The 26,009-nt window shown below is 70.8% G+C and carries 22 protein-coding genes and 1 pseudogene; all 23 read left to right on the forward strand.

Annotated elements, in window-relative coordinates:
- Nucleotides 1-45 precede the first annotated feature (45 nt).
- The 23 genes and pseudogenes from AC1DWR_RS01150 to AC1DWR_RS01260 all read left to right on the forward strand — a co-directional run bounded on the left by AC1DWR_RS01150 (nucleotide 46) and on the right by AC1DWR_RS01260 (nucleotide 25,963).
- Nucleotides 46-342: an acylphosphatase gene (locus tag AC1DWR_RS01150; RefSeq protein WP_477615493.1), complete on the forward strand. Its 297-nt coding sequence runs from the start codon at nucleotides 46-48 to the stop codon at nucleotides 340-342.
- A gap of 156 nt (nucleotides 343-498) precedes the next feature.
- Entirely contained in the window at nucleotides 499-690 is a 192-nt protein-coding gene (locus AC1DWR_RS01155; RefSeq protein ID WP_179420502.1) for a hypothetical protein, read from the forward strand.
- On the forward strand, nucleotides 687-1,028 hold the full coding sequence (locus tag AC1DWR_RS01160) for a chorismate mutase (protein WP_477615492.1): 342 nt from the start codon (nucleotides 687-689) through the stop codon (nucleotides 1,026-1,028). The genes AC1DWR_RS01155 and AC1DWR_RS01160 overlap by 4 nt, the downstream gene beginning before the upstream one ends.
- A gap of 554 nt (nucleotides 1,029-1,582) precedes the next feature.
- Entirely contained in the window at nucleotides 1,583-5,155 is a 3,573-nt protein-coding gene (smc, locus tag AC1DWR_RS01165) for a chromosome segregation protein SMC (protein ID WP_477623349.1), read from the forward strand.
- Nucleotides 5,156-5,293: 138 nt separating this feature from the next.
- Nucleotides 5,294-5,563 carry a hypothetical protein gene (locus tag AC1DWR_RS01170; RefSeq protein ID WP_477615490.1) on the forward strand — a complete coding sequence of 90 codons (270 nt, stop codon included), beginning with the start codon at nucleotides 5,294-5,296 and terminating at the stop codon, nucleotides 5,561-5,563.
- 254 nt (nucleotides 5,564-5,817) lie between these two features.
- On the forward strand, nucleotides 5,818-8,514 hold the full coding sequence (locus tag AC1DWR_RS01175; protein WP_477623350.1) for a WD40/YVTN/BNR-like repeat-containing protein: 2,697 nt from the start codon (nucleotides 5,818-5,820) through the stop codon (nucleotides 8,512-8,514).
- A gap of 127 nt (nucleotides 8,515-8,641) precedes the next feature.
- Nucleotides 8,642-9,868 (forward strand): signal recognition particle-docking protein FtsY, encoded by a 1,227-nt coding sequence (gene ftsY, locus AC1DWR_RS01180; RefSeq protein ID WP_477615488.1) that lies wholly within the window; start codon nucleotides 8,642-8,644, stop codon nucleotides 9,866-9,868.
- Nucleotides 9,861-10,895 (forward strand): hypothetical protein, encoded by a 1,035-nt coding sequence (locus AC1DWR_RS01185; protein WP_477623351.1) that lies wholly within the window; start codon nucleotides 9,861-9,863, stop codon nucleotides 10,893-10,895. Before ftsY ends, AC1DWR_RS01185 begins: the two co-directional genes overlap by 8 nt.
- A complete protein-coding gene (locus AC1DWR_RS01190) occupies nucleotides 10,892-11,734 on the forward strand; it encodes an aminoglycoside phosphotransferase family protein (RefSeq protein WP_477623352.1) in 843 nt (280 codons plus the stop codon). The genes AC1DWR_RS01185 and AC1DWR_RS01190 overlap by 4 nt, the downstream gene beginning before the upstream one ends.
- Nucleotides 11,735-11,743: 9 nt before the next feature.
- Nucleotides 11,744-12,205: a hypothetical protein gene (locus tag AC1DWR_RS01195; RefSeq protein ID WP_477623353.1), complete on the forward strand. Its 462-nt coding sequence runs from the start codon at nucleotides 11,744-11,746 to the stop codon at nucleotides 12,203-12,205.
- On the forward strand, nucleotides 12,202-13,161 hold the full coding sequence (locus tag AC1DWR_RS01200) for a hypothetical protein (RefSeq protein ID WP_477623354.1): 960 nt from the start codon (nucleotides 12,202-12,204) through the stop codon (nucleotides 13,159-13,161). The genes AC1DWR_RS01195 and AC1DWR_RS01200 overlap by 4 nt, the downstream gene beginning before the upstream one ends.
- A gap of 9 nt (nucleotides 13,162-13,170) precedes the next feature.
- A complete protein-coding gene (locus AC1DWR_RS01205; RefSeq protein WP_477623355.1) occupies nucleotides 13,171-13,815 on the forward strand; it encodes a maleylpyruvate isomerase N-terminal domain-containing protein in 645 nt (214 codons plus the stop codon).
- A 159-nt stretch (nucleotides 13,816-13,974) separates the two neighbouring features.
- A complete protein-coding gene (locus tag AC1DWR_RS01210) occupies nucleotides 13,975-15,429 on the forward strand; it encodes an ammonium transporter (protein WP_477623356.1) in 1,455 nt (484 codons plus the stop codon).
- Entirely contained in the window at nucleotides 15,426-15,764 is a 339-nt protein-coding gene (locus tag AC1DWR_RS01215; RefSeq protein WP_344131170.1) for a P-II family nitrogen regulator, read from the forward strand. The genes AC1DWR_RS01210 and AC1DWR_RS01215 overlap by 4 nt, the downstream gene beginning before the upstream one ends.
- Nucleotides 15,765-15,895: 131 nt before the next feature.
- Entirely contained in the window at nucleotides 15,896-18,271 is a 2,376-nt protein-coding gene (locus AC1DWR_RS01220; RefSeq protein ID WP_477623357.1) for a [protein-PII] uridylyltransferase, read from the forward strand.
- A 113-nt stretch (nucleotides 18,272-18,384) separates the two neighbouring features.
- Nucleotides 18,385-19,995 carry a signal recognition particle protein gene (ffh, locus tag AC1DWR_RS01225; RefSeq protein ID WP_477615480.1) on the forward strand — a complete coding sequence of 537 codons (1,611 nt, stop codon included), beginning with the start codon at nucleotides 18,385-18,387 and terminating at the stop codon, nucleotides 19,993-19,995.
- Nucleotides 19,992-20,822: an alpha/beta fold hydrolase gene (locus AC1DWR_RS01230; RefSeq protein WP_477623358.1), complete on the forward strand. Its 831-nt coding sequence runs from the start codon at nucleotides 19,992-19,994 to the stop codon at nucleotides 20,820-20,822. The genes ffh and AC1DWR_RS01230 overlap by 4 nt, the downstream gene beginning before the upstream one ends.
- Before the next feature lie 101 nt (nucleotides 20,823-20,923).
- Nucleotides 20,924-22,015, forward strand: coding sequence for an amidohydrolase family protein (locus AC1DWR_RS01235; RefSeq protein WP_477623359.1), 1,092 nt, complete (start codon nucleotides 20,924-20,926; stop codon nucleotides 22,013-22,015).
- A 188-nt stretch (nucleotides 22,016-22,203) separates the two neighbouring features.
- Nucleotides 22,204-23,253, forward strand: coding sequence for a sulfate ABC transporter substrate-binding protein (locus AC1DWR_RS01240; protein ID WP_477623360.1), 1,050 nt, complete (start codon nucleotides 22,204-22,206; stop codon nucleotides 23,251-23,253).
- A 3-nt stretch (nucleotides 23,254-23,256) separates the two neighbouring features.
- Entirely contained in the window at nucleotides 23,257-24,153 is an 897-nt protein-coding gene (gene cysT / locus AC1DWR_RS01245) for a sulfate ABC transporter permease subunit CysT (protein ID WP_477623361.1), read from the forward strand.
- Complete coding sequence (gene cysW, locus AC1DWR_RS01250; protein WP_477623362.1) at nucleotides 24,150-24,956, forward strand: sulfate ABC transporter permease subunit CysW; 807 nt, start codon at nucleotides 24,150-24,152, stop codon at nucleotides 24,954-24,956. Before cysT ends, cysW begins: the two co-directional genes overlap by 4 nt.
- A pseudogene (locus AC1DWR_RS01255) lies at nucleotides 24,953-25,606 on the forward strand (sulfate/molybdate ABC transporter ATP-binding protein); the annotation flags it as partial. The gene cysW and the pseudogene AC1DWR_RS01255, both read left to right, overlap by 4 nt.
- 30 nt (nucleotides 25,607-25,636) lie before the next feature.
- On the forward strand, nucleotides 25,637-25,963 hold the full coding sequence (locus tag AC1DWR_RS01260) for a TOBE-like domain-containing protein (RefSeq protein WP_477615610.1): 327 nt from the start codon (nucleotides 25,637-25,639) through the stop codon (nucleotides 25,961-25,963).
- Nucleotides 25,964-26,009 lie beyond the last annotated feature (46 nt).

Consider the following 26,009-nt stretch of genomic DNA (forward strand, 5'->3'; position numbering starts at 1 on the left):
AGGACAGGTCCTGCGGTTGTACAACTGAACCGAGAGGTGGTGCACATGGATCACAACGGTCCCGCCCGGGCGGTCATCTGGGTTCACGGTCGGGTGCAGGGCGTCGGTTTCCGCTGGTGGACCCGCGCGCGGGCCCTCGAGCTGGGTCTGGTCGGCCATGCCCGCAACGCCGGCGACGGCCGGGTCGAGGTGGTCGCCCAGGGTGACGAGGAGCGCATCCGCGAGCTCGTGGAGCTCATCGAAGAGCGACCGTCGCAGCACCTGCGCCCCGGCGAGGTGCACACCTGCGTGACGACCTGGGGGGCGCCGCGCGACGGGCTAGCGGGCTTCGTCGAGAAGTGAGTCCGCGGGCGGTCCTGCCGCACGCGACACCACGAGAATGGACGTGAGCTGACCGAAGCGGCATTGACCCTGCGGAATCCGGATGCCACCCTGAGAGATGCCCGGTTCGGGCACCCGCAGCACGCGACCCCCGACGTCTGCGGAGAAGGAGTCGACATGGCCAAGGCCCTGGTGGGCTATCGCGTGGCGTCCGACCCGCGACTGATGCTCGAGACCGTCGAACTGCGCCGCCGCGTCCGCGACCTCGAGTTCCTCGTCGAACGGCTGCAACGTGACAACGACCAGCTTCGTGAGGATCTGAGACAGCCCGACGTCGTGGCGGCGGGCATGCCTACGATTGCCGGGTGAGTTCGCCCGCACAGACACCCGGTTCCGCACCAGGACCTGGGTCCCGTACTTCCCGTTCGACGCCCGAGGATCTCGTGCGCCTTCGCGCCAGCATCGACAACATCGACGCCGCCCTGATCCACCTGCTGGCCGAGCGGTTCAAGTGCACCCAGGAGGTCGGCGAGCTCAAGGCGCGTGAGGGTATGCCGCCCGCTGACCCCGCGCGCGAAGAGGCCCAGATCGCGCGGTTGCGCGACCTCGCCGACCAGGCCGGGCTCGACCCGACGTTCGCCGAGAAGTTCCTCAACTTCGTGATCGCCGAGGTCATCCACCACCACGAGGCCATCGCCGGCTCCTGACTTCGGAGCGCTCCGCCCGCGACGTGTTGCCACGCGACTTGTTGCGACCCGGTGGTCACGGATGCGCCGGAATGGCGTCTCGTGACGATCTGCCGGCAACAAGTCCGGGGGCGCCGCGACGTGTTGCCACCTCGTGGTCACGGACGCGCCGGAATGGCGTCTCGTGACGATCTGCCGGCAACAAGTCAGGGCCTGGGACGTGTTGCCACCTCGTGGTCACGGACGGCCCGAACTGGGGGTCCGGTGAGGATCTGCCGGCAACAAGTCCGGGGCCGCTGGGACTTGTTGCGACCTGGTGGTCACGGACGCGCCGGAATGGCGTCTCGTGACGATCTGCCGGCAACAAGTCGGGGAAGGTGGGGCGGGTCCCACGGCGAGGTGCCGGGCTGACGGGGCGGGGCGGCATACCTCTGGCGTCACTCCAGTCTCACGGTGCACAGGCAACGCAGGACGGCGGAAGGTGCCGGGAGCGCCTCCCTCCCGCAGGTAAGGTGGCCCACGCACAGCCAGCCCCGGCAGACCCCGCCAGCCACGAACCAGGAGCCGACCCGCTCGTGTACGTCAAGAGCCTGACCCTGAAGGGCTTCAAGTCCTTCGCCTCGGCGACCACGATGCGCCTCGAACCCGGCATCACCTGCATCGTCGGGCCCAACGGCTCCGGCAAGTCGAACGTCGTGGACGCGCTCGCCTGGGTGATGGGGGAGCAGGGCGCCAAGAGCCTGCGCGGCGGCAAGATGGAGGACGTCATCTTCGCCGGCACCGCCGGACGCGCGCCCCTGGGTCGCGCCGAGGTGGCCCTGACCATCGACAACACCGACGGCGCGCTGCCGATCGACTACACCGAGGTCACGATCGCGCGGACGATGTTCCGCAACGGCGGCTCCGAGTACGCCATCAACGGCACCTCGTGCCGCCTGCTCGACGTGCAGGAGCTGCTCTCCGACTCCGGCATCGGCCGCGAGATGCACGTCATCGTCGGTCAGGGCCAGCTCGATGCCGTGCTGCGCGCTACCCCGGAGGAGCGTCGCGGGTTCATCGAGGAGGCCGCCGGCGTCCTGAAGCACCGCAAGCGCAAGGAGAAGGCGCTCCGCAAGCTCGAGTCGATGGAGGCCAACCTCACCCGGGTCAACGACCTGACCGGTGAGATCCGCCGCCAGCTCGGCCCCCTCGGTCGTCAGGCCGAAGCCGCCCGCAAGGCTGCCGTCATCCAGGCCGACGCCCGCGACGCCCGCCTGCGGCTGCTCGCGGACGACCTCGTCCAGCTCACCTCCACGCTGGAGCAGGAGGTGGCTGACGAGACCGCTCTCATCGCCAAACGCACCGAGGTGGAGGAGGGCCTGGCCACCCTGCGGAGCCGCCTGGCCACGCTCGAGCAGCAGGCCCAGGACGCGGCTCCCGAGCTCGCCAGGGCCCAGGAGCGCTGGTTCAGCCTGCAGCAGCTGCGCGACAAGCTCACCTCCACCGAGTCGCTCGCCGCCGAACGTGTCCGCCTGCTGTCGCAGGACACCCAGGACGAGCAGACCTCAGGTCGCGACCCGGAGGAGCTGCGCGCCCAGGCCGTGGAGGCGCGCAAGCAGGAGGAAGCCCTTCTCGCCGAGGTGCGCGAGGCCAGGGCCGAGCTCGAGGGGGCCGTCGCCGCCCGCGAGGCCGCCGAGCAGGCGTATGCCGCGGAGCAGCAACGCCTCCAGCGCCTCGCCCGAGCGGCCGCTGACCGCCGCGAAGGGCTGGCGAAGCTCGCCGGTCAGGTCGGTGCCCGCAAGAGCCGTCTCGAAGCCGGCGAGGCGGAGATCGGTCGCCTGCGCGGCGTCATCGAGCAGTCCCTGCAACGAGCCGCAGCCGCCGAACAGGAGTTCAACACCCTCGAGGCTTCCGTCGCCGTCGACGAAGAGGGTGAGGAAGGGCTGGACTCGGCCTACGAGAAGGCCGCCGCCGTCCTCGAGCAGGTCGAGGCCGAGGTCGAGCAGCACCGCGAGGCCGAGCGTCTCGCCGAACGCGACCGAACCAGCGGCACCGCCCGGCTCGAGGCCCTCGAGCTCAGCCTGTCCCGCAAGGACGGAGCCGCCACTCTCCTCGCCGCCGCGGACTCCCGGCACGGCATCGTCGGGTCGGTCGCGTCGCTTCTCCAGGTCAAGGGCGGTCACGAGGCCGCGGTCGCCGCAGCCCTCGGCTGGGCCGGTGACGCCCTCGCCGTGGAGTCCGTCGAGCACGCCGCTCGCGCACTGACCACGTTGCGTGCCGACGACGCCGGTCGGGCTGCCTTCCTCGTCGGACAGACTGCCTCGTCGAGCGACCCGGCCAGCTGGCCGCGACTCGAGGGTTCGGCGGTCTGGGCCCGTGAGGTGGTGGAGGCCCCCGCGACGGTGCGCCCGGCGGTGGAGCAGCTCCTCGACCGGGTCGCCCTCGTGTCCGACCCCGCCCTGGCGGCCGCCCTGGTCGCCCAGGGCGAGGGAATCACCGCGGTCACGACCGATGGGGACGTGTTCGCCCCCGGTTTCGTCCGTGGCGGCAGCAGCCACGCGCCCAGCCTCATCGAGATCCAGTCGGCCGTGGACGAGACGCGCGACCGCGTGGCCGATGCCACCAGGCGTGGCGAGCAGGCGCGGTTCGCCCTGACCTCCGCCCAGGAGCGGCACCGCGTCGCCACCGACGACGTCGAGGCCGCCCTCGAGCGGCTGCACGACTCGGACGCGAAGATGGCCGCGGTGGCCGAGCGGCTCGGCCACCTCGGCGCCACCGTTCGGTCGGCCAAGGCCGAGGCCGAGCGCACCGAGCGCTCCATCGCCGACGCGACGGCGGGGCTCGAGAACGACCGCCGCGAGCTCGCCGAGTTGACCGAGCGCCTCGACGAGGCGAGCGCCGAGCCGACCGAGTCGCAGGACCCGAGCACCGACGAGCGTGATCGCCTCGAGCTCGAAGCCAGCCGTGGACGAACGGCCGAGACCGAGTTGCGGCTGACGCTGCGCACCAAGGAGGAGCGGGCCCGGGCGCTCAAGGGCCGCGCCGACTCCCTCGAGGGGGCGGCGCGCAACGAGCTGGCCGCCCGCCAGCGACTGGCCGCGCGCCAGGAACGCCGCAAGCGCGAGGCGACGGTGGCCGAGGCCGTCCGACGCGGCGCGGCGTACGCGAGCACCCTGATCGCCGGCGCCCTCGACACCGCGGCCCTCCGGCGCGCCGTCGCCGAGCAGGAGCGCACCGAGCGAGACCAGGCGCTCACCGTCGTGCGGCGCGACGTCTCCGTCCTGCAGGACGACCTGCGAGAGCTGACCGACACCGTGCACCGCGACGAGGTGGCCCGCACCCAGCAGCGGCTGCGGATCGAGGCCATGCAGGCCAAGGCCGTCGAGGAGCTCGGCATCTCCCCCGAGGCCCTGATGGAGGACTTCGGCCCCCACCAGCTCGTCCCGTTCGTCGTCGGGCCCGACGACGACCCCGACGAGATCCCCGAGCCCGGGCCCTACGTCCGCGAGACCCAGGAGAAGCGGCTGCGCAAGGCTGATCGAGCGCTCAACGCGCTGGGTCGCGTTAACCCGCTGGCGCTCGAGGAGTTCGCGGCGCTGGAGGAGCGGCACAAGTTCCTCACCGAGCAGCTCGAGGACCTGAAGAAGTCCAAGCGCGACCTGCTCGACATCGTGCGCGAGGTCGACGAGCGGGTGGAGCGCGTGTTCACCGAGGCCTTCCACGACACCGCCGCCCAGTTCGAGGGCGTCTTCAGCCGACTGTTCCCCGGCGGTGAGGGCAAGCTGACCCTCACCGACCCGGCCAACATGCTCACGACCGGCATCGAGGTCGAGGCGCGCCCACCCGGCAAGAAGATCAAGCGGCTCTCGCTGCTCTCCGGCGGCGAGCGGTCGCTGGTCGCGGTCGCGCTGCTGGTGTCGATCTTCAAGGCGCGGCCCAGCCCGTTCTACATCATGGACGAGGTGGAGGCGGCGCTCGACGACGCCAACCTCGGCCGCCTGATCACGCTGTTCGAGGAGCTGCGCGACTCCAGCCAGCTCATCGTCATCACCCACCAGAAGCGCACGATGGAGGTCGCCGACGCGCTCTACGGTGTGTCGATGCGTGGTGACGGTGTGACCACTGTGGTTTCGCAGCGGATCCGCGACGTGGCGGCGCAGAGCGCCTGAGCGCGCCGACCCTGATGGGCCGCGCGGCACGAACGTGCAGTTCAACGGGTATGCCGCCGTGCCGGACCTCACAGCGACGGGCTCGGGCGCGCGGCGGGTCGATTTGAGCATTCCCGCCCCGCGGGGCACCCTTGAAGCATGGTCCCCCTCATCATCGGCATGCTGCTCTGCGTCGGACTCGCTGTTGCGGTGGTCGCCGTGGTCGCAATCCCGGCACGCCGCGAGGGCCGCGAGCTCCTGACGCCGCAGGGCGAAGAGCTCATCGCCGTGGTCAAGGAGAAGACCGAGTCGACGCTGGAGAAGACCGGCGACGCCATCACGTCCGCCAAGGACAAGGTCAGCGACACCGTGAGCAGCAGTGCCCCCAGTGACAGCCTGGACGACGCTGGCCGTCACCGCGCCGTCTGACGCCTGACGCCTGACGCACCCGGCCGCCCCCGGCGTGCCTCGGCGCCCCTGCGTGCCCGGCGTGGCCCGCACGGCATACCTCTCCCTGGGCTGGCGAGGCGGTGCCAAGACACCGCTAGCCGTCCGCGTTTGCGCAGGTCAGCAGGCAACTGACCCTCACCACCCATGACAAATGTCATGGGTGCTTCCCGCGCTGTGGCTGGATGCTGGGGCGGGCCCGATCGGGTCCTATCCCTCCAGGAGGAGATGCGCGGATGGCATCGTTCACACCCCGAGCCCGCAGGCTGATCGCCGGCGGCGCTGGACTGGCACTGGTCGCCGGCGGAGCCGCCGGCTTCCTCGGCCGGCACGAGCTCAACGAAGCATGGCTGAAGTACCAATGGCGCGACCGGCACTACAACGCCGCCGTGATGGAGAAGGCGCTCATGATCGCCGGCGGCAACCCCGCCGAGGCGCAGAGCGAGTCCAAGGAAGCCGTCACGATCGCCGAGCAGTTCGACCAGGCTCGCACCGCTCCCTCGGGGATCGTCGCGCCCGGCGCCTATGGTTCGGCTTTCGCCCAGATGCAGGCCATGCAGCACAGCCCCGGCAGCTGGAACGAGGTCACCAAGGTCCCCTACAACGCCGACGACCCGCGCTACCGGGACTGGTACTCCAACTCCTCCGGCGGCGCGGGCCACGTCACCGGTCGCATCACCGGACTCGCGGCTGACGCTGCCAACCACGTGTATGCCGCCGGCGCAGACGGCGGGGTCTGGCGATCCTCCCAGGGTGGGGGCGGCTGGACGCCCATCGCCGACTCGCTGCCCTCGCTGAGCTCGGGCGACCTGCAGCTCGCGGGTGACGGCTCCCTCTGGTTCGCGACCGGGGAGTCCAACACCGGGGCCACCTCCTACGTCGGCGCCGGGGTCTTCCGCCTCGCCAACCCGACGTCCGGTTCCTTCGCCCCGACCGACCGGGTCGGTGGCAAGGAGCTCGAGTCGACCACGATCGGCCGGATCCGCTGGGGCGGCGGCGCGACCGTCTTCGCCGCGACCAACAGGGGGATCTGGTACCACGCTGCGGGCACCAAGGCCGGCGCCTGGACCTTCGGGTTCGCCCCCAACATGAGCTGGATGCCCGAGATCAAGGACAACGCGGGCAACGTGCTCGTGCCGGCAGGCAGCGACTGGGGAGGCAACACTGCCTCGGGACCCACGAACGCGGCATACAAGAACATCGTCAACGACATCGCGGTCGACCCCAAGAACCCCAAGCACGTGATCGCAGCCATCGGCTGGCGCTCGGGTGACACCTACAACGGCTTCTACGAGACCAACGACTTCACGACCGGTCCGTCGGGCTGGCACAAGCTGTCGGTGACCCTCGGCAGCATCACGAACACGAGCGACGTGGGCTACACGACGTTCGCGTTCAGCAAGACCGGTGACCGCCTCTACGCGATGGTCCAGCAGCCGAGCAAGATCAACGCATCGTCTTCTCTCGCAGGCATTTTCGTCTCCAAGAGTGGCTCACCCAACGGACCATGGAACAAGATCGGCGACCAGGCACAGCTGCACAACAGCGGCTCCGCCCTGGACCGCAAGGGCTACGGCGTCGGTGTGCAGGCCTGGTACAACCAGTTCCTCACCGTCGACCCGGCCAACCGTGACCACGTGTGGGCGGGCCTCGAAGAGGTCTTCGAGACCAAGGACGCGGGTTCGCACTGGTCGGCCGTGTCGCCGTACTGGAACTTCTACTTCCCGTGCTGGAACATCGCCGACGGCAAGAACACCTGTCCGCTGGCGGGTCACCCCGACCAGCACTCCGTGACGGTGGGGACCGCGGGCGGCGCCCCGGTCGTCTTCTTCGGCAACGACGGCGGCGTCTACCGGCGCCCGGTCAACGGCGCGGTCAACGCCAACGGCAACGCCACCGACCTGGTGTCGACGACCACCGACGGCACGATGGACGCCCTCCAGTACTACTCGGTCTCCGTGGGGCGTGACACCAAGAACGGCAGCGGTGTCGTGGTCTCGGGCGGGCTGCAGGACAACGGGGTGTCGAACCTGTTCAAGGTCGCCCCGAACGGCACCAACGCCGACACCGAGATGGGCTCCAACTTCGGCGGTGACGGTGGTGACGGTGCCGCAGACCCGGCGAACGGGTGCAACCAGCTGCAGGAGTACGTCAACCTCGCGGTGAAGATCACCAACAACTGCGCCCTCAACCCAGGGGCGCTCAGCGAGGCCGACGCGAGCTCGTGGTCACTCGACCCGGGTGACCCGTCGCCGCGGTTCATCGCCCCGATCGCGCTCGACGGCGCAGCGTCCGACCACTTCATCTTCGGCGGCCGCTACGTCTACGTCGGCACCAAGGGCTGGACGGCCACGCGCAGCGCCGCCGACCTGACCAAGGCGTTCGACCTCGGAGCGGGGCACTCGGCGACCGCGGTGGCGATGCAGGGCGGCACGGCCTACGTGTCGTGGTGCGGCCCCTGCAACAACGCCGGGTTCGCGCGGGGCATCGCGACCAACGCGGGAGGCACCTGGCACCAGCTCACGCTGGCCGCCAGCTTCCCGCTGCGGTTCGTCCAGGGCCTGGCCATCGATGCCGCCAACGGCAACCACGCGTATGCCGCGATCAACGGCTTCTCGCGCCGGTTCACCGAAGGCCCGGGTGCGGGCGTGGGTCACGTCTACGAGACGACCGACGGCGGTGCCACCTGGACCGACGTGAGCGCCAACCTGCCGGACGTCCCTTCGAGCACGGTCAAGCGGCTGTCCAACGGCGCGCTGGTGGTGGGCACCGACCTGGGCGCCTTCTACCGAGCACCAGGGGCGACCTCCTGGCAGGTGCTGGGTTCAGGGCTGCCGAGCACCGTGGTGATGGACCTGGAGTCAGGTCCTGACGGCAACGTGTACGCCGCCACCCATGGCCGCGGCATCTGGAGCATCCCCGTGCCCCAGTAGCAGCAGCTGCGTCATCCCGGTGCCCCGTCGACCTCGTCGGCGGGGCACCGGCGCGTCCAGCCGCGGCGGTGCCGACCGTGGGTCTGCGGTCGGCGTGCGGTCGGCGCGCGCTCCTCCGGATGAGAGGATGGCGCGCGTGATCGATCAGCTGTGGGAATGGATTGCCGTCGCCGTCGGGCTCCTCGTCGTCCTGGGCGCGGTGTTGCTGGGGCTCGTGCGCGGACGCGGGGGCCGGGGAAAGTCGGCACCCGCCCCGAGGGGCGGCACCAAGGGGCCCACCGATGTGCTGCCCGGTGTCGGTGACGACGCCGAACCGCCACGGGACGCCCCGAAGCGCTCCATCGAGGACGCCGGCTCGGTCGACACCCTGCCGTCGCCGCCCCAGGAGTCCCTGCCCTCACCAGAGCCGACGCCGACGCTCGACCGCCCGGACGCGCCCGCCGGACGGCTCCAGCGGCTCCGCGCCCGACTGGCCCGCTCGAACACCGCCCTCGGGCACGGACTGCTGACGCTGCTCTCCCGCGGCAAGCTCGACGAGGCTGCGTGGGAGGAGGTCGAGGACACCCTCATCGCGTCCGACCTCGGGGTCGAGGCCAGCACTGAGCTCGTCGAGACCCTCCGTGCACGGGTCAAGGTCGAGGGCACCACCGACGAGGCCACCGTGCGCGGCTGGCTCCGCGAGGACCTGCTGCGGCTGGTCGACCCGTCGCTCGACCGCACCGTCGTCAGCTCGCGGGTGGACGGGCGTCCTGCCGTGGTGCTGGTCGTCGGTGTCAACGGCACGGGCAAGACGACCACGGTCGGCAAGCTGGCCCGCGTGCTCGTCGCCGAGGACAAGGACGTCGTGCTCGGCGCTGCGGACACCTTCCGGGCCGCCGCCGCCGACCAGCTCGAGACGTGGGGGGCCCGGGTCGGGGTGCCGACCGTCCGCTCCGAGCGTGACGGTGCCGACCCCGCGGCCGTGGCCTTCGACGCCGTCAGGGCCGGGGCCGAGATGGAGGCCGACGTCGTGCTCATCGACACGGCCGGACGGCTCCACAACAAGGTCGGCCTGATGGACGAGCTGGCCAAGGTCAAGCGAGTCATCGAGAAGCAGAGCCCGATCGACGAGGTGCTGCTCGTGCTCGACGCCACCACCGGACAGAACGGCCTGCGCCAGGCCGAGGTGTTCGCCCAGGTCGTCGATGTCACCGGGATCGTGCTGACCAAACTGGACGGCACCGCCAAGGGCGGCATCGTGGTCTCGGTGCAGCGCAAGCTCGGTGTACCCGTCAAGCTCGTGGGGCTGGGGGAGGGGCCGGACGACCTCGCGCCGTTCGACCCCGAGGCCTTCGTCGACGCGCTTCTTGCCTAGGGGGTTCGCCCTCACGGCCGCGCTACTGGCCGCAGCGGTGATCGGTGTCCCGGGGGCGGCCCTTGCCGCTCCAGCCGCCCGGCACGGTGCCGCGACCGCCCTGCTCGATCCGGCGCGACCAACCGGGACCTCCGGGTCTCAGGGCCCGGCCATCCGGATCGACGACGACCGGATTACCGAGTCGTCGGGCCTGGCGCTCAGCCGGAGGCACCCGCACACCGTCTGGACGGTCAACGACTCGGGTGACACGTCCCGGGTCTTCGCAGTGGACACCGCGACCGGCAGGACGGTCGGGGTGCACACCTTCGACGCGCCGGTGCGCGACGTCGAAGCCCTGGCGATCACGCCCCAGGGCCGGATGCTGGTGGCGGACATCGGCGACAACGACGGCGCCCGGCCGATGGTGCGGGTGTTCTGGTTCGACGAGCCCGAGCTGGGCACGACCTCCGGGCCGTGGGCGTCGTGGGAGCTCACCTATCCCGACGGCTCTCACAACGCGGAGGCGATCGCGGTCGACCCCAGGTCGGGTGGGGTTCTCGTCGTGACCAAGGAGCGGCCGGGTGGGATCTACGCCCTCCCCGCCACGCCCAGCCGCCAGGGCGTGAACCGGCTCACCAAGGTCGCGACCGCGCCCGACATCGTGACCGACGCGGTGTTCCTGCCCGACGGCTCCGGGCTGGCGGTCCGGACCTACACCGCACTGGCCGTGCTCGACCCGGCGACCTGGCAGGCGAAGTCCAACCAGGTGCTTCCCATGCAGCCCCAGGGCGAGACGCTGTCGATGGCGCCCGGCGGCAAGCACCTCCTCGCAGGCAGTGAGGGCCTGCACTCGCTGATCCAGCGCGTGAGCGTCGTGCAGGTGGGCTCGCCCAGCCCGTCCAGGCCATCCGGCTCATCCACCGGCGACGACGACACCCGCGTCGTCGAGGCCAACCGTGGCGAGCTCATCTCGGGCCTCGGAGCCTGTGCCGGTCTCGTGGCCCTGGCGTACGTCGTCGCGAAACTGGCACGGAGGAGGCGCCGGTGAACGCCGACGTGCGCGAGGAGGCGCTGAGCGGCGGCAACACCGGCCACGTCGTCCGCGTCGGCGACACGGTCCGGCGGCAGGCTGGCCACTGGACTCCCGCCGTGCACGCGCTGCTGGACCACCTCGCGGCCGCAGGTTTCGACGCCGCACCCCGCGCGTTGGGCACCGATGCGCTGGGACGCGAGGTCGCGTCATACGTCGAGGGTGTTGCGGGCACGCTGGGCCCGGACCAGCTCGCGCCGCAGTTCCGGACGGTCGAGGCGTGCCGTGCCATCGGCGCCTGGTTGCGGGCGTTCCACGACGCCCAGGCCGGCTTCGAACCCGACCCCGCGCAGCCCTGGCGCGTGGTGCCGGGCCGACCACTGGGACCCGGCGAGGTGATCGCCCACCATGACGTCGGCACCTACAACACCGTGCTGCGCCCGGACGGGTCGTTCGCCGTCATCGACTTCGACTTCGCCTCGCCGGGGTGGCCGGTCGAGGATCTCGCCTACGTGCTGTGGTCGTGGACGCCGCTCTGGCACGACCAGTCGGCCGTTCGCAGGGAGATGGGTGTGGTGACGATGGCGGGCCGCCTGCACAAGTTCGCTGCCGTCCTCGACGGGTATGCCGCCGACGCCGGGCTGCGTGCGCAGGTGCCGGACGCCGTCCTGCGATGCATGCTGGACCATTCCCGCACGGTGGAGGAGCTTGCAGCGCAAGGCGATCCGGCCTTCGTGCGCATGGTGGCAGCGGGTCATGCCGAGCGACCACTGCGCGATGCGGAGTGGTTTGCGTCCAGCCGTTCGCTCTTCGCCGCCGCCATCGCGGAGGACCGGCCGGCACACCGGATGGCTTAGCCTGAGCGCGTGGAGACGGGGGTGGACCGACTCGGTCGAGTGGCAAAGGCGTGGCGCGTGGCTGTCGTCCTCGCCTTCACCGTCGTGTTCTGCGCGGGCTCGCTCGTGGGCGACGACCACTGGTGGCCGTTCGGGCCGTGGCGGATGTTCTCCACGTCGCAGGCCGCGACCGGCTCGGTGTGGTCGACCGGCATCGAGGTCCAGACCGCCGACGCGCCAGGGACGTGGGTGCGCGCGCCACTCACGCCCGAGAACGTCGGCCTGAACCGCGCCGAGGTCGAGGGTCGCATCCCCCAGATCGAAGCCGACCCGTCCCGCCTCGGCACCCTGGCGCGCAGCCATGCCGAGCTGCGCCCGACGGCGGCCGAGTGGACCGCGCTGCGCGTCGTGCGCCGCCTCATCGTCGTGGTCGACCGCAAGCCCACCGGCGAGGTGCGCACCGAGGTGCTCGCACAGTGGGAGGCGCCATGAGCGCGGGACCGCGTGCCCTGACGGGTTGGCGCCGACGTGGGGCGCAGGGTCTGTCCGGCTGGCTGTTCGCCCCGATGCCGGTGTCCCGGGTGGCGGCGCTGCGGGTGCTCGTCTTCGCGTTCGTCATCGTCGACGTGGTGCTGCTGCACACCTCCGGCTGGTACCACGGCTACGCAGACCCCGTCTGGTACGAACCGCTGGTCATGGGCAGGATCCTGCACCTGCCCGCTGCCTCGGTCCTGCTCGTCCAGGTCCTCAAGTGGGGCTGCGTGCTCGCGGCGCTGGCTGCGATGACCGGCCGGGCGCCACGAGTGCTCGGCTGGACAGTCGCCGTCGGCTGGGTCTGGTACCAGTACGTCGCCTTCTCCTACGGCAAGGTCGACCACGACCGTGCTGACTTCGTGGTCGCCCTCGCGCTGCTGCCGACGGTGGGGCTGGCCCACCTGTCGGACCGCCGTCGCAGCGAGGCGGCAGGCTTCGCGCTGCGGGCCGTCCAGCTGGCGGCCATCGCCACCTACTTCCTCTCGTCCTGGGCGAAGGTCCGGTTCGGTGGCTGGGACTGGGTCAACTCGGCGACCATGGTCCGGGCGGTCGTGCGACGCGGGACCCCGATGGCCCAGTGGCTGCTCGAGGTGCCCTGGACGCTGCACTGGTTCCAGTGGGTGCTGATGGGAGCCGAGCTCACCTCGCCGGTCATCTTCCTGCTCTCCGAGAAGTGGCGGCGGCGGGCGGTGGGCGGGTGGTTCGTCTTCCACGCCATGACCTACGGCGCGATCACCATCGCCTTCTGGCCACACCTCGTGATGATGCTCGCGTTCCTCCCCCTCGAGAGGTATGCCGCGTGGCTCCGTGACCGTTTCGCCCGCGTTCGCGGCGGGTCACCTGCCACTCCACCCGACGGAGAGCCGGAGGACATCGACCGATCGAGCCGCGACCCCGTCGGTGCCGCCGGTTAGGGTCGTCGCGTGAGCAGAGGCGAGCACGTCACCGCGTTCCTGGGGGCCGTCGACCTGTCCCTCGAGCTGGCTGCCCGACCGCAGGTGCGCGATGCCTGGGAGCAGGAGAGCGCCTGCGCGGGCATGACCGTGGGAGGGCTCACCCACCACCTGCTCAAGCAGGCCGGCAACACCGTGCGCGGCCTGCGGGCTGAGCCCGACGACGCGCCGCCGATCGCGCTGCTGGACCACTACGCCCGGGCTGCGTGGGTGGAGGCCGGTCCGGAGGACGAGGCCAACGTGTCCATCCGTGACGGTGAGAACGACGGCGCCCAGGTCGGCCCCCACGTCGTGCTCGAGCTGGCTGGGGAGTGGGCCGACGACCTCCCGGGGCTGCTCGCGGCACCTCGCGACCCGGACACGATCTTCATCCCGTGGCAGGGCTGGTCGCTGACGACCGAGGACTTCCTGACGACGCGGATGATGGAGCTCGTCGTCCACGGCGACGACCTGGCCGCCAGTGTCGGGCTCCACACCCCGACCTATCCCGAGGGTGTCATCACTCCCGTGCTCGGGCTGCTCACCGGCGTCGCGGTCCGCCGCCACGGCCAGACCGCGGTGGTTCGCGGTCTCAGCCGCCCGCAACGGGCACCCGCAGTGATCTCGGCGTTCTGACCGCTGCGCGCCCGCGGCATACCTCACCAGGGCAGACGCTCCCACGATGTGAGACGTTGACCATCCAGTTACCTGATGCTTACCGATGTGAGGATCCGCTAACACGCCCGTAACATGTCGTGGCTCTCCGCGAAATCCGCCGACGGCATGGTTCTCCGCATGAGCGCTATAACTTTCGTGGCGGCCGACGTGCCGTTCACCGACAGCGGGAACACCGCCTGGGTCCTTGCTGCGGCGGCCCTGGTGCTGTTCATGACACCGGGCCTCGCCCTCTTCTACGGAGGCATGGTTCGGACCAAGAGCGTGCTGAACATGATGATGATGAGCTTCATCACCATGGGCACGGTCGGCACAGTGTGGATCCTCTGGGGTTACAGCGAGACCTTCGGCCCGGACGTGGGCGGCGGCATCGTGGGCAACCCCTTCACCCACTTCGGACTGAAGGGAACTCTCGACCAGATCTACGGCTTCGTCGCCGCAGACGCAACCACCGGGACCGCCGCAGCCGGCGGCATCCCGGCCCCGGCCTTCGTCGCCTTCCAGGTCGTCTTCGCCATCATCGCGGTGGCCCTGGTCTCCGGCGCGATCGCGGACCGGGCAAAGTTCACCGCCTGGACCGTATTCACCGTCGTCTGGGCCACCCTTGTCTACTTCCCGGCCGCCCACTGGGTCTTCGCCTTCAGCGGTTATGCAGCTGAGACCGGTGGCTGGATCGCCAACAAGGCGGACGGGCTGCTGTTCGGCGGCGCCGGCGCCTACGACTTCGCGGGTGGAACCGCGATCCACATCAACGCCGGTGCAGCCGGTCTGGCCCTGGCCATCGTCCTCGGCAAACGCATCGGGTTCGCCAAGGAGCCCATGCGTCCGCACAACCTGACGCTGGTCATGATCGGCGCAGGCATCCTGTGGTTCGGCTGGTTCGGGTTCAACGCCGGCTCCGCCCTCGGTGCCGGCACGCAGGCCGCAGGCGTCTGGGTCAACACCCTGGCCGCAACCTGCACGGCGATGCTCGGCTGGCTGATCGTGGAAAAGGTCCGCGACGGCCACCCCACCTCCCTCGGCGCGGCCTCTGGCGTTGTCGCCGGCCTGGTCGCCATCACCCCGGCCTGTGCCACGGTCTCGCCCATCGGTGCCTTGATCGTCGGCCTGGTTGCCGGCGCCGGCTGCGCCCTGGCCGTGGGCCTGAAGTTCAAGTTCGGCTTCGACGACAGCCTCGACGTGGTGGGCGTCCACCTGGTCGGTGGTCTCATCGGGACCCTGCTCATCGGCCTGCTGGCCACCAAGGGCAGCCCCACGGGTGCTGCCGGCCTCGATGTCAACGAGGGACTGTTCTACGGCGGCGGGTTCTCGCAGCTCGGAGCGCAGGTCCTTGGTGCCCTCGTGGTCCTGGTCTTCTCCTTCGTGATGACCTACCTGATCGGCCTGGCCATCCACAAGACCATGGGCTTCCGGGTCGACGACACGCAGGAGTCGCAGGGCGTCGACCTCTCCGAGCACGCTGAGAGCGCCTACGACCTCAGCGGTCTCACGGGTGGCCGGTTCGGCTCCTCTGGTGCAGTCTCGACCACGTCGTCCGGCAAGCCTGCCAAGACCCATGAGGGAGCATCGGCATGAAACTCGTGACCGCGATCATCAAGCCCCACCAGCTCGACGAGGTGAAGGAGGCCCTCGAGGCCTACGGCATCTCCGGCATGACCGTCAGCGAGGCGTCCGGATACGGTCGGCAGCGCGGCCACAGCGAGGTCTACCGCGGCGCCGAGTACACCGTCGACTTCGTACCGAAGGTGCGGGTGGAGGTCCTCGTCGACGACATCGATGCCACCTCGGTGGCCGACGTGATCCTCAAGGCGGCCCAGACCGGCCGGATCGGTGACGGCAAGATCTGGACCATCCCCGTCGAGGACGTGGTCCGGGTCCGCACCGGAGAGCGCGGCGTCGACGCCCTCTAGCAGCACACCAACCACTGGGTATGGCGCCCGGTCCCGTTCGCGGGGCCGGGCGCCATCGGCCATGGAACGTCTAACACGGGCGTAACACGACGGCTCACGTTCCGAAACGTCGGAAGGGGAGGGTGGAGCACGTGACCATCGAGCAGACCGACCTGGCGGCCCGCCGCCTCGACCTTGCGGGGGCGAGGGGCTTCGACGCCCCCGGGGCCGGCCCGGTCCGCCGCGACGCGATCGCGTCCCTCACGCGGGGCTGGCTCGGTGAGGTCTGGAAGGTGGCCCTGGACGGCCGCTCGACCGAGGGGATCGCCCTGGCCGCGGTCGGCAGCCTCGCGCGGGGTGACGCCGGGCCGCTCAGCGACGTCGACCTGGTCCTGCTGCACTACGGGCGCTCACTCAGCGGTGACGACCTGCGCGGACTGGCCGACCGGGTCTGGTACCCCGTCTGGGACGCCGGCGTGAAGCTCGACCACGCGGTGCGTACCGTCAACCAGTGCCGGACGGTCGCCTCCGGCGACCTCGCCGCAGCCGTCGGACTGCTCGACCTCCAATGCGTGGCCGGCGACCCCGAGGTGGTGGCCGCAGCCCGCTCGACCGTCGCGCACGACTGGCGCGCGAACGCCCGGCGCAGGCTGCCGCAGCTGGTCGAGAGCCTCAAGGCCCGGCACGCCCGCCACGGCGAGCTCGCCCAGAGCCTTGAACCCGACCTCAAGGAGGCCCACGGCGGCCTGCGAGACATGACGGTGCTCGGCGCCCTCGTGGCTGCCTGGCTGACCGACCGTCCCCACGTGGGGGTCGACGAGGCCCACCAGACCCTGCTCGACGCGCGTGACGCCGTCCACGTGGTCACTGGCCGTGGCCGCGACCGGCTGACCCGTGAGGACCACGATGCCGTGTCGGCGCTGCTCGGCCACGGCGACTCCGACGAGATGATGACGGCGGTCGCCGACGCCGGCCGGACCATCGCCTACGCCCTCGACGGCACGGTGCGCCGCGCCGGGCAGTCCCAGCGAGCCCGCACCCTGCGCGTCGGACCGCGTCGCCCACAGCTCAACCCGCTCGGGTTCGGCATGTTCGAGCACGACGGCGAGGTGGTCCTCGGACCGCGCAGCACCCTGTCGAGCGACCCGCTGCTGCCCCTGCGCGCGGCAGTCGTCGCCGCCCGCAGCCACCTGCCCATCGCCCCGACCACGCTGGCCAACCTCGCCGGCCAGGCACCCACCCTGCCCGAGCCGTGGCCGGAGATCGCTCGCGACCTCTTTGCCGACCTGCTGGCGACCGGTCCCGGCCTCGTCGCCGTCTGGGAGGGGCTCGACCAGGCCGGCATCATCGACCGCTGGCTGCCCGAGTGGGCAGCCGTGCGCTCTCGCCCGCAGCGAAGCGCCGTGCACCGCCACACCGTCGACCGGCACCTCATCGAGACCGTCGTCCTCGCCGGCGGACTGGTGCGCGGGGTCACCCGGGCCGACCTCCTGCTGCTCTCCGCCCTGCTGCACGACATCGGCAAGATCCGGGGTGCCCACGACCACTCGGCCACCGGAGCTCCCCTCGCCCGGACCATCGCCACGAGGCTGGGGTACCCCGCCGCCGACGTGGAGGTCATCACCACGCTCGTGCGCGAGCACCTCACCCTCATCGACCTCGCCACCCGCCGCGACCACCAGGACGCAGGCACGGTCACCGCGGCCCGGGCCGCGGTGGGCGGCTCGCGCGAGGTGTTCGACCTGCTCGTGGCCCTGACCGAGGCCGACGCGAGCGCCGCCGGCCCGCAGGCCTGGACCGACTGGCGGGCGACCCTGCTGGCCCAGCTCGCCGAAGGAGCCCGCAAGGGCTGGGAGGAAGGCAGCGTGCCACCGCCGGCCGAGACAGCCACCGTCGACGAGGCCGACCTCCAGTCGGTGGCGGCTGGGGACCCCCGCGTCATCATCCGTCCGCAGGGCGGGTCCTACCGCATCGACGTCTTCGACCGCGACCGGCTGGGACTGTTCGCTGACACCGCGGGGCTGCTCGCGGCATACGGGCTGGTCGTCCGCACCGCCATCCTGCGCACCATCGACGGCGTCGCCGCCAACGAGTGGCACGTGGAGAACCCGAGCGGAGAGGCGCCCCAGGAGGAGCGGATCGTCCGTGGGCTGGAGCGGCTCGCGCAAGGGGACCGCGGGCCGCTGGGGCTCCTCGAACGCCGGCGCCAGTTCGCCGCGCGACCCAGCGCCGAGTCGGGAACAGGGTCTCCCGGCCAGGCCCGGGCCCTCGTCGTGCCCCGCGCCTCCGAGGAGGCGACCGTGATCGAGGTGCGTGCCCAGGACCGTCCGGGCCTGCTGCACGAGCTCGGGATGGGGTTCGCCAAGGCCGGGCTCTCGGTGCGCTCCGCGCACATCGCTACGTATGCCGGCCAGACCCTGGACACCTTCTACCTCACCGAGTTCGGTGGCCGGCTCCTGTCGCCGGCCAAGGTCGCGCAGACCGTGGCCATGGTGATCGACACCTGCGACGGCGCCGCTCCCGCCTAGGAGCTGCCGCCCCGCGCGTGCAGGTATCCGTCCAATCGGACGGATACCTGCACGCGGACCACCTTCTGGCGCTGCGTCCGGCGCAGGACCCTGGGTCGATTAACCTTGGGCCCGTGTTCACCTCACTCTCCGACCGCCTGACAGCCACCTTCAAGAACCTGCGGGGCAAGGGCCGGCTGTCCGAGTCCGACGTCAACGCGACGGTCCGCGACATCCGGCTCGCGCTGCTCGACGCCGACGTGTCGCTGCCCGTCGTCAAGGCGTTCACCCACGCCGTGCGCGAGCGGGCCCTCGGGGCAGAGGTGTCGGGAGCCCTCAACCCGGGCCAGCAGGTCGTCAAGATCGTCAACGAGGAGCTCATCGGCATCCTCGGTGGCCAGACGCGCACGATCGCGTTCGCCAAGAACCCGCCGACCGTGATCATGCTCGCCGGTCTGCAGGGCGCCGGCAAGACCACCCTCGCCGGCAAGCTCGCCCGGTGGCTCAAGGAGCAGGGCCACACGCCGATCCTCGTGGCCGCCGACCTGCAGCGACCCAACGCCGTCACCCAGCTCGAGGTCGTCGGTGAGCGCGCGGGCGTGCCTGTGTTCGCACCCGAGCGCGGCAACATCGGGGGCCACGACGCCGTCGGTCCGACGGGTGAGGGCACCCGCTCGTTCGGCGACCCGGTCTCGGTCAGCCGAGCCGGAATCGACCAGGCGCGCCGCGCCCAGCACGACGTGGTCATCGTCGACACCGCCGGACGCCTGGCCGTCGACGCCAACCTCATGCAGCAGGCCGCCGACATCCGCACGGCGATCGAGCCCGACGAGGTCCTGTTCGTCATCGACGCGATGATCGGCCAGGCCGCGGTCGAGACGGCCCTGGCGTTCCAGGCTGGCGTCGACTTCACCGGCGTCGTGCTGTCCAAGCTCGACGGCGACGCCCGTGGTGGCGCCGCCCTGTCCGTCGCCTCGGTGACCGGTCGTCCGATCATGTTCGCCAGCACCGGCGAGGGCGTGAAGGACTTCGAGGTCTTCCACCCCGACCGGATGGCCTCGCGCATCCTCGACATGGGTGACGTCCTGACCCTCATCGAGCAGGCCGAGAAGGCGTTCGACCGCAGCCAGGCCGAAGAGATGCAGCGCAAGTTCCTCGCCGAGGAGGACTTCACCTTCGACGACTTCCTGCAGCAGATGTCGGCGCTCAAGAAGATGGGCGGCATGAAGGCGATGCTCGGCATGATGCCGGGCATGGGCCAGATGAAGGCCCAGCTCGACAACCTCGACCCGCGCGAGTTCGACCGCATCGAGGCGATGGTCCGGTCGATGACCCCGTTCGAGCGCACCCACTCCAAGCAGATCAACGGATCGCGCCGGCTGCGCATTGCCAAGGGCTCGGGGGTGCAGGTGTCCGAGGTGAACGGGCTGCTCGAGCGGTTCACCGAGGCGCAGAAGATGATGAAGCAGCTCGCGCGCGGTGGCGGCATCCCCGGGATGCCCGGAATGCCGGGCATGGGTGGCGGCAAGAAGGGCCGCCAGCAGCAGCCACAGCGCAAGAAGTCCAAGTCGGGCAACCCGGCGAAGCGGGCCGCCGAGGAGCGGGCAGCCCTCGAGAAGGGCGCGGCCGCCAAGGCGAGCGGTGGCGGGGCCGCCTTCGGAGGAGGCGCCGGGGACGGCGGCATACCCGCTGACCTCGACCCCAACCAGCTGCCCGCAGGCTTCGAGAAGTTCCTCGGCAGGTGAGCCACGCAGCACCGCTGCACACCCTCTCGGTCGGCACCGCAGGGCCGCGAATCGCCTTTCTCCACGGGCTTTTCGGGCAGGGGCGCAACTGGTCGCAGATCGCCAAGGCGCTCGCCGGACCCGACGGCAGGGGTGCGCGCAGCACCCTGGTCGACCTCCCGGACCACGGCCGGTCCCCGTGGTCACAGGAGTTCTCCTTCGAGGGGTATGCCGCGGCCGTCGCCGACACCCTGCGCGGCATCGACGCCGACGCGTCGTGGGTGGTCGTGGGGCACTCCCTGGGTGGCAAGACCGCGATGCTGCTGGCCCTCGAGCACCCCGAGCTGGTGTCGAGGCTGGTCGTCGTCGACATCGCGCCCAAGAGCTACGGCAGCCTGGAGCGGTTCAGCGGCTACATCGAGGAGATGCAGCGGCTGCCCCTGGGAGAGCTGGCCAGCCGGCGTGACGCCGAGGCGCGCTTCGAGGAACCCGACCCGGGTGTGAAGGCGTTCCTGCTGCAGAACCTCCGGCGCGACGGCGACTCCTGGCGCTGGCAGGCCAACCTCGAGCTGTTCGCCGCCGATGCCGCCCGGGGGGCGGGCTCGGTGATCGCGGACTGGCCCGAGACCGCCGCCGAGCTCCCGCCCTTTGCCGGGCCTGTCCTGTGGATCGCCGGCTCGGAGTCGTCCTACATCACCGACGAGGACCTGCCCTCGATGCGGGCGCTGTTCCCGAAGGTGCGCCAGGTAACGGTGAAGGGCGCCACTCACTGGGTGCACACCGACGCTCCGGAGGTTGTGGTCGAGGCGCTTCGCCGCTTCGTCCGGCCGCTCACCGAGACCCGCTGACCCCCGCAGGTCCAATTCACCAATTGGACCGATACCTGCGCGGGCCAGGCGTGAATATCGGTCCAGTTGGGTGAGTTCCCTGCGCCGGTAGGGTCGGCGACATGACGGCAACGGTGCTGCACCTGCAGGGTGAGGTCCTCGTCGGCCCCGAGGACGTGCGGCCCGAGGCGTGGGTGGTCGGCGGAAGGCTGACCTTCGAACGGCCGAGCGGGAGCGGATCCGACGTCCAGACGCTGCGCGGCTACGTCCTGCCCGGCCTCGTCGACGCGCACTGCCACGTCGGGCTCGACGCCCACGGCGCGGTGGACGACGCGACCGCGGAGGCCCAGGCGCTGGCCGACCGCGAGGCGGGGACGCTGCTCATCCGCGACGCGGGATCGCCCGCCGACACCCGGTGGATCGACGAGCGCGACGACCTGCCCAAGGTCATCCGGGCCGGCCGCCACATCGCGCGCACCCGTCGCTACATCCGCAACTACGCCCACGAGATCGAGCCCGACCAGCTCGTCGAGCGCGTCCGGATCGAGGCTCGCGCAGGGGACGGGTGGGTCAAGCTCGTGGGCGACTGGATCGACCGCGACGCCGGCGACCTCACGCCCTGCTGGCCGGTCGACGTGCTCACCGATGCGATCTCCGCCGCCCACGACGAGGGCGCCAGGGTGACCGCCCACTGCTTCGGCGAGGCCTCGCTCTACGACTTCGCCGCGGCGGGCACCGACTGCATCGAGCACGCGACCGGGTTGGAGGCCGAGACCATCGCGCAGTTCGCGGAGCAGCAGATCGCGATCGTGCCGACCCTGGTCAACATCGCGACCTTCCCATCCGTCGCCGAGCCTGCCAGGGACCGGTTCCCCGACTACCACCGCCGGATGCTCGCGCTCCACGAACGCCGCTACGCCACGATCGGCGCGGCCCGGGACGCCGGCATACCCATCTATCTGGGCACGGACGCGGGGGGATCCTTGCGGCACGGACTGGTGGCCGACGAGGCCCATGAGCTGACGAAGGCGGGGTTGTCCACCGACGAGGCCCTGTACGCCGCGACCTGGGGCGCTCGCGAATGGCTCGGCCGACCTGGGCTGGAGGAGGGTGCAGACGCCGACCTTGTGGTCTACGCGGCCGATCCGCGACGCGAGATCCGCGCGCTCGCGGCCCCCGAGCACGTCGTCCTGCGCGGTCGCGACTTCTCCTGACCCACGCGCGTCCTGACTTCCGCGCGGTGGCCGGCGCGCGGCATACGTGCCAGTCCCGGCCCTTCCACGATGCGAGACATAAGGTCACGTTATTTGACCGATAACAAATTGCTATCCAAACTCCTAGTTGTCACATAGGAGATGCGCAGGGTGCGCATCCAACGCCTCACGGCAACCAAGGAGCTCCGATGAAGTCGACCCGCCGTCACCCCCGCCTCGCCCTGGCCGCCGCCGCGACCGTCGGCGCGATGGTGATGACCGCCTGTGGCGGCGGCGGAGCCAGCGACACGGTCGGTGCCGCCGCGGACGCCGAGAATGCCGCCGCCAAGACGGGCACGATCAACCTCTTCGCGTATGCCGTGCCGAAGGTCGGCTACGACAAGGTGATCCCCGCGTTCAACAAGACCGAGGCCGGCAAGGGCATTCAGTTCCAGCAGTCCTACGGCGCCTCGGGAGACCAGTCGCGCAAGGTGGCGGCAGGGGCGACGGCTGACTTCGTGAACTTCTCGGTCGAGCCGGACATCACCCGCCTCGTCGACGCGGGACTGGTCGCCAAGGACTGGAACGCCAACCAGTACAAGGGGATCCCGTTCGGCTCGGTCGTCACCATCGTCGTCCGCAAGGGCAACCCCAAGGGCATCAAGGACTGGGACGACCTGCTGAAGCCGGGCGTCGAGGTCGTCACCCCGAACCCGTTCAGCTCGGGCAGCGCCAAGTGGAACCTCCTGGCGCCGTATGCCGCGAAGAGCGACGGTGGAAAGGACCCCAAGGCGGGGCTCGCCTTCATCGAGCAGCTGGTGACGGATCACGTCAAGGTGCAGCCGAAGTCGGGGCGCGAGGCGACCGAGACGTTCCTGCAGGGCACCGGCGACGTGCTGCTGAGCTATGAGAACGAGGCCTTGTTCGCCGAGCGCAGCGGGGACCCGGTGGAGCACGTCACGCCGCCGACCACCTTCAAGATCGAGAACCCCACCGCCGTGCTGAGCAAGAGCCCCAACCTCGCCAAGGCCAAGGCGTTCAACGACTACCTCTTCACCCCAGAGGCCCAGAAGCTGTGGGCCCAGGCAGGCTTCCGCCCCGTCGACCCGGCAGTGGCCAAGGAGTTCGCGGCCGACTTCCCGGCGCCCCAGAAGCTCTGGACCATCGACGACCTGGGTGGCTGGAAGACGGTCGACGGCACGCTCTTCAAGAAGGAGACCGGCTCCATCGCCGTCATCTACGACAAGGCCACGTCGTAGGCCATGACCGCAACCACGCACAGCGCGCGCAGGGACGACATCTCGATCTCCGAGGTGGCGTCCCTGCCGCCGCGCGCAGACACCCCTCGTCGCCGGCTCCAGGGCGCCAGACCGCTCGCCCGCCCCCTCGGGATCGGCCTGGTGGGCCTGTGGCTGAGCGTTCTCGTCCTGCTCCCGCTCGCAGCCCTCACGGTCACCTCGCTCGGCGAAGGCGTCGGCGGCTTCTGGGATGCCGTCACCGCACCCGTCGCCCTGGCCTCACTGCGCGTGACCGTCCTGGTCGCCGCCGTCGTCGCGGTGGTCAACGCCGTGATGGGCACGCTCATCGCCTGGGTGCTGGTGCGCGACGACTTCCGGGGCAAGCGCGTCGTCAACGCCCTGATCGACCTGCCCTTCGCCCTGCCCACCATCGTCGCCAGCATCGTGCTGCTGTCGCTCTACGGGCCGAACAGCCCGATCCACGTCCACCTCAACGCCACCCAGCCCGGGCTGCTCGTCGCACTGGCCTTCGTGACGCTGCCGTTCGTCGTCCGGTCCGTCCAGCCGGTGCTCATCGAGGCCGACCGCGAGGTCGAGGAGGCCGCCGCCTCCCTCGGGGCGTCGAACTGGACGACCTTCCGACGGGTCGTGCTGCCGACCCTGGCTCCGGCCCTGATCAGCGGCACCGGACTGGCGTTCGCCCGGGCGATCGGGGAGTACGGCTCGGTGGTGCTCATCGGCGGGAACATCCCACGCGAGACCCAGGTCGCCTCGCAGTACATCCAGCAGCAGATCGAGATCGACCGGCCGCTGAACGCCGCGGCGGTGTCGGTGGCGCTGCTGGTGATCGCCTTCGCCACCTTGTTCGTGCTGCGGGTGTTCGCCGGCCGCAGCCTGCGCCGGGAGGAGGAGGCCCAGTGAAGACCTCCACCACCGCCCGGATCGGCCTGCGCACCGTCGCGCTCGGCTACCTCGTGCTCCTGCTCGCCGTCCCGATCGTGCTCATCCTCGTGCGCACGTTCGGAGAGGGTGTGGGGGCGTTCCTCGAGTCGATCAGGACTCCCGCGGCGATCTCCGCGCTCAACCTGTCGCTGCTCATCGTGGCGATCGTCGTGCCCCTCAACGTCGTGTTCGGGGTGGGGACGGCGCTGGCCCTGGTGCGCGGACGGTTCCGTGGACGCGGCCTGGTCCAGGCCGTGGTGGACCTGCCGTTCGCGGTGTCGCCGATCGTCGTCGGCGTGTCGCTCATCCTGCTCTGGGGAGCCGACGGCTGGTTCGGTGGTCTCGAACGGCTCGGCTTCAAGGTCATCTTCGGGCTGCCGGGCATGGTCATCGCCACGCTGTTCGTCACCCTGCCGTTCGTGGTGCGCGAGGTGGAGCCGGTGCTCCACGAGATCGGCACCGAGCAGGAGCAAGCCGCCTCCACCCTCGGTGCCAGCACGTGGCAGACGTTCTGGCGGATCACCCTGCCGGCGATCCGCTGGGGGCTGACCTACGGCGTCGTCCTCACGATCGCCCGGGCGCTGGGAGAGTTCGGCGCCGTGATCATGGTCAGCTCCGGCTTCCCCGGGGTCTCCCAGACCCTGACCCTGCTCGTCCACTCCCGCTACATCGACGACCACAACACCTACGGCGCCTACGCCGCCGCCACCCTGCTCATGGGCCTGGCCGTGCTGACGTTGCTCGGCATGACCGCGCTCGACCGCAAGAGGAGAACCACATGATCACCGTCCTTGGCGCCCGCAAGCACTACGGGGACTTCGCCGCCCTCGACGACGTGACCCTGGACATCCCCGCGGGCTCACTGACTGCCCTGCTGGGGCCGAGCGGGTCCGGCAAGTCGACGCTGCTGCGCTCGATCGCCGGTCTGGAGCAGCTCGACGGCGGACGCATCGTCATCGGCGGACGGGACGTGACCGGGGTGTCCCCGCAGAAGCGCGGCATCGGGTTCGTGTTCCAGCACTACGCCGCGTTCAAGCACATGACGGTGCGCGACAACGTGGCCTTCGGCCTGACCATCCGCAAGCGGCCCAAGGCCGAGATCGCGCGCAAGGTCGACGACCTGCTCGAGATCGTCGGGCTCGACGGGTTCCAGCACCGCTACCCCGCCCAGCTGTCGGGTGGGCAGCGCCAGCGGATGGCGCTCGCCAGGGCGCTCGCGGTCGACCCGGAGGTGCTGCTGCTCGACGAACCCTTCGGTGCCCTCGACGCCAAGGTGCGCGCGGACCTGCGCCAGTGGCTGCGCAGGCTGCACGACGAGGTCCACGTCACCACCGTCCTGGTCACGCACGACCAGGAGGAGGCCCTCGACGTGGCCGACCGGATCGCCGTGCTCAACAAGGGCCGCATCGAGCAGGTCGGCGACCCCGTGACCCTCTATGACCGACCGGCCAACGACTTCGTCATGTCGTTCCTCGGCTCGGTGGCCCGGCTCGGTGGACAGCTGGTACGTCCGCACGACATCGCCCTCGACCGCAGCCGGGAGCGCGCCCAGGCCCAGGACGCCCGCGTCGGCGGCTCGCCGGGCGTCGTCGAGGCTGTCGTCGAACGCGTCGTGCGTCTCGGTTTCGAGGTACGGGTCGACCTGCGCACCGACGCGGGTGTGCGCTTCGCGGCGCAGGTCACGCGCGCGGAGGCCGATGCCCTGCGGCTCGTCGAGGGTGAGACGGTCTTCGCCCGGGCGACCACGCGGCCCGACGCAGCGGAGGTCGAGCCCGCGCTCGCCATCTGAGCGGCGCAACACGCTTTGGTATGCCGCGCGCAGGGTCCGCTGCGTC

It is taken from the genome of Pedococcus sp. P2_E2 (genome assembly GCF_056403955.1).